Here is a 4,143-nt window from a genome sequence, read left to right on the forward strand (position 1 = left end):
CTCACCGTCGACTTGTCCGACGCGATGTGGAAGGCTGTCGGCTTTCGCAACGTCTTGGTGCACGAGTACGTCGCGGTGTCCGACGCGATCGTGGAATTCCGGCTCGGCGATCTGCGCGACCTGGAGCGGTTCGTCGAACGGGTGACCGCATTCGTGCGCGACGGCTCGGCCGTCGGCCCCTGGCGGCATGCGCCGCGCGGGTGGCGCCGGGGCGGGCAAGGCTCTTGAGGCGATGCCCGTAATGGAATCTGATTCGGGCACAGCGGGAAATCCCGTTGCGCGACGCCGGGGGATGGGCCAGGATATTGACCTATGGGCGAAGTTATGCCGTTCTCCGAAGCGAAGGCCCACCTGTCCGAATTAGCTGAACGCGTCGAACGTGAACACGCGCGTGTCCTCGTCACACGCAACGGACGGCCGTCATTCGTACTGGTGAGCCCGGACGACCTCGACGCGCTCGAAGAGACGCTCGACATCCTGCGGGATCCCGAGCTTGTCGCCTCGCTGAAGCGGTCGCAGGAAGAGGCTGCTCGGGGTAGTTCGCTGCCCTTGCCGTCTGCGTGAGTTCTCCGTCTGCGGACCCATACGATCTACGCATCACTCCTGAGGGACTCCGTCACCTGAACCGTCTCCCTACCAAGATCCGCGACGCAGCGCTGGCCACCCTATATGGGCCGATCCGAGAAAACCCGCGCCGGCTCGGCAAGGCCCTCGTCGGCGAACTCGTCGGCTTGTTCTCGGCGCGACAAGGCGACTATCGGATCATTTACAGCATCGATGACACAGCCAAGATCGTCATCGTGCACAGGATTCAGCATCGAGCGTCGGTGTACCGCCGACGATGACTTGGGTCTGCGTGCCAATTGGAGCATCAGCTGGGGTTCCCCCAAAGCGCGAAAGGGACGCAGCCACAACGCTGCCGAACAACCCTTAGACGGGGTGCAAATTGCGTGACCACTAAAGATCACTCACTTGCGCCGGTCGGCAAACCGCAACAAGACCCGGCAGGCTCTGGCGAAGCTGCGGGCTACACAGCGGCACCGCCGCCAGGATTTCTGCGCCCAGACCGCGCACCGCCTGGCCCAGTCGAACGCAGTCGTCGTGCTCGAAGACCTCCAGACCCGCAACATGACCCGCCGTGCTGCCCCGGTCGAATACCCTGACAAACCAGGCCAGTTCCTGCCGATAGACCTTTTTCGCGTAGGCGTCGATATCCAGGTACACCTCGACCTCTTCGGGCCGGCCCCCGGGCCGCCATTCGCGACCACCGTTGTTGTCGCAACAATGGCGTTTACGTGACTGTATAGCGTTTACGCACCTGTATATGCCTCGAAATTTCGTGCAGGTCCACCCGCATCGTCCCCGCTACGACGCCCGGCTCACCGTGATGGCACAGCCGCCGGCAGCCGGGTGACCCACCTATTTGATCGCGATTCGATAATGCTTGCCGATCAAGCCGCGCCGGGTCGTCGGCTCGCTTGTGCGTGAGACGTGGCAATCCCGAGGTGCGTTCGCCCCGGACGTGCGCGACGACCGGCACAAGGCTGCCAAGACTATGCAGGATGTGCCGCGTGCATCCGCGCGATTCATTTGCTGGACGCTTCCTTGGCGTGCCGACGTGCGGACACGACACACGACTTGGGCGGCAACAAAATTCGACACCGCCTGAAAATCGGCAAAACCGAACCGACTCAGGGTTCCGCCGACAACGGCAGCGGGCTCGACATGCCCCGGCTGGTTTAGCCACTGAGGCTCTCGATCCGCAAGTATGTCAGTTTCTCACCGCTGAAGGTGCAACACAGGTGTGCTCACATACCGTGCAGTTCCGATAGCATCAAGCGAGCGATCATGAAGTAGATGATCAGCCCAGTGCCGTCGACGATAGTGGCGATCATCGGGCCTGAAACGACGGCCGGGTCGACCCGCAAGACTTTGAGCAAGGGCGGAAGCAGCGACGCGATCAGCGACGACCACAACACTATTGCTGCCACCGTCACCGCAACCGTCGCAGTGACTTCAGGGCCCACGCTCAACGTCCAGGCACGTATCACCGCTGCCCCCGCCATGGTCAGTGCGAGCAGCGAGCCGGTCGACATCTCCTTGCCTAATATCGAAGGCACATCTCGAAACCGAACCTGGCCGGTAGCCATCGCGCGGATCAGGGTGGTGGTGATCTGGGTGCCGGTATTGCCGCCAGTGCCGATCAGCAGCGGGATGAAGAACGCCAGCGCGACCACCGCTTCGAGCTCCGCCTCGAACGCTCGCAGCACGGTCCCGGTGTAGGCCTCGGCGGCGAACAAGACAAGCAGCCAGACGACGCGCTTGCGCCACAGCAACCAGGGGGATGCCCTTAGATAGGGCACTTCCAGCGGAGCGGAGCCGCCCTGTCGCTCGGCGTCTTCGGTCGCTTCCTCTTGGGCGATGTCGTGGGCCTCGTCCTCGGCGAGGATACCGAGGAGCTTTTTGTCGCGGTCGACGACGGGAACTGCCAGCAAGTTGTGGTCGAGGAGTATCTGTGCCGCCAGCTCCGCGTCGGTCAGCGCTGAGACCACGATCAGGTTCTCGTCCATCAATTCCGATACCTGCCGTGCCGGATCAGCCAGCACGAGACGACGGAACGGGAGTAAACCCAGTAGATGAGATTCTTCGTCGGTAACGAAAATATATGCGGTGGTACGTGAATCACTGAGCGATGCCGCGGCGTTCGCACGGGCTGCGGCGATTACCTGCGACACCGTCATGTTCGGGCGCACGGTCATCATTTCGGGCACCATGTGCGCTGCGGCCGAGTTCTCAGGCCAGCTCAGCAACCCGCGGAGAACCGTTGCCCGCTCCGGCGGCAGCAACGTCAGCAACGCCTCCCGCTTCGGTCCGCCCATTTCGCGCAGAATGCCGGTGGCTTGGTCGGAGTCAAGGACGTCAAGCATCAGAGCCGCCCGCGATGAGTCCATCGCCTGAACCACCTGTGCCGCAAGATCGTGGTCAACCGATTCGATCAGCTCGGCGCCGCTGCGACTGTCAAGCAGCTCAGCGAGTTTGCTGAATTCGGTTTTGGACAACGCGGCGAGTTCGCGGGCGCGATCCCACACATTGGTGACAGCGTCGATCCATCGGTCGACGGCTTTCGGATCCCCGGTTGCGATAATTTCTCGCAGCGGCAATCGCCGAGGTAACAACGCCAGCAACGGAAAGTAACCGGTGCCCGCCACGTCCTCGGGGTATCCGCGACGCATGAAGGACACGACTTTGGCCAGTGCGGGCGGAAGGTCGCTACGGCCTATGGTCGTACCGTCCAATCAGCTAGGCGGGCATGGCGTCTCAGACGCGGTGTAAAAATAAAGCCTGATGTAGACGCGTCGGTCATCTTATAGGATGACGATGCAACCCGCCTGTTTGAACCATGGCCGATCATCTCCCCAGGGTCCCCGAATTCCCGACTCCCTCGTGAATCTCCTGACGTCTCCGTGGATCAGGTTTCATGCTGCTCGACCGGGTAGTGCGGGGCACAGGGCGCCGCGGGTGAGCATGGCCATGCCGATCAATGCGTCGGGGCTGTGAAATCCATATGCCCGCTTGGTGAACGGATCCAGGCAGATCACTGCTTGCGGCGCGCGTGCTCGCAGCACGGCGTGGATCCGTTCCGCACGGTCACAGCCGACATGGGTCAACAACCTGGCACGTTCGGACCCCAGCTGGTCGAAGAACTTGCCCAGGGTGTCTTTGTTGCGGCCTTCGGCTGCCCACACCAACCTGCCTGTCGCGTGATCGATCACCCACGAGCACTCCGCCCACCTCGCATTGAACCGCGGATCGGTCGAATCCGACTCGGGCACAATGGGTGTCATGTTGTCATAAATCAACACCTTGAAGACGCCACCGTAGAATCGCCAGGCCGCCTCACAAACGGCTATGATCGCCTCTAGCGTCTGGGAGAACGTCAGCCCGCCACGCGGCGGACATCCAGCTCTCGGCCACCGAACTGAGCGACGTGCGGCACGCTCTGGCGCAGATGCTCGTCGTCGCTGCGGCGGGACCAATACCCCGCCAGCTCGCCTTTCAGGGGCTCGGGCTTGCCGATCCCGTCGAATGGATCGCGTTGGATCTCTGCGATCAGGCGGGTGATCCGCCGGGCGGTCTTGCGGT

At 62.5% G+C, this 4,143-nt stretch carries 7 protein-coding genes; 4 read left to right on the top strand and 3 right to left on the bottom strand.

The genetic code is table 11. The annotated features are described in order from the left end of the window. The 4 genes from AC2VOK_RS02735 to AC2VOK_RS02750 all read left to right on the top strand — a co-directional run. Positions 1-228: HepT-like ribonuclease domain-containing protein (locus AC2VOK_RS02735; RefSeq protein WP_428899115.1), on the top strand; the 228-nt coding region annotated here is incomplete at its 5' end. Between the two features lie 96 nt (positions 229-324). Then, positions 325-564, top strand: coding sequence for a type II toxin-antitoxin system Phd/YefM family antitoxin (locus AC2VOK_RS02740; protein WP_428899116.1), 240 nt, complete (start codon positions 325-327; stop codon positions 562-564). Beyond that, complete coding sequence (locus AC2VOK_RS02745) at positions 561-845, top strand: type II toxin-antitoxin system RelE family toxin (RefSeq protein ID WP_428899117.1); 285 nt, start codon at positions 561-563, stop codon at positions 843-845. Before AC2VOK_RS02740 ends, AC2VOK_RS02745 begins: the two co-directional genes overlap by 4 nt. A gap of 127 nt (positions 846-972) precedes the next feature. Beyond that, positions 973-1,299: a transposase gene (locus AC2VOK_RS02750; RefSeq protein ID WP_428899118.1), complete on the top strand. Its 327-nt coding sequence runs from the start codon at positions 973-975 to the stop codon at positions 1,297-1,299. Positions 1,300-1,808: 509 nt separating this feature from the next. On the opposite strand, the gene mgtE is transcribed toward AC2VOK_RS02750, so the two are convergent. The 3 genes from mgtE to AC2VOK_RS02765 all read right to left on the bottom strand — a co-directional run. Then, positions 1,809-3,185 (bottom strand): magnesium transporter, encoded by a 1,377-nt coding sequence (gene mgtE, locus AC2VOK_RS02755; RefSeq protein ID WP_428899121.1) that lies wholly within the window; start codon positions 3,183-3,185, stop codon positions 1,809-1,811. 291 nt (positions 3,186-3,476) lie between these two features. Next, complete coding sequence (locus tag AC2VOK_RS02760) at positions 3,477-3,863, bottom strand: transposase (RefSeq protein ID WP_428899119.1); 387 nt, start codon at positions 3,861-3,863, stop codon at positions 3,477-3,479. Between the two features lie 74 nt (positions 3,864-3,937). After that, positions 3,938-4,143, bottom strand: a 206-nt coding sequence (locus AC2VOK_RS02765) for a Txe/YoeB family addiction module toxin (protein WP_428899120.1), incomplete at its 5' end; no start/stop codon positions are given.

Source organism: Mycobacterium sp. TH-M116, assembly GCF_057473685.1.

What these genes read in the sequence shown, in the direction of transcription:
- AC2VOK_RS02740 (WP_428899116.1), top strand. Translation starts at nt 325, where the DNA reads ATGCCGTTCTCCGAAGCGAAGGCCCACCTGTCCGAATTAGCTGAACGC.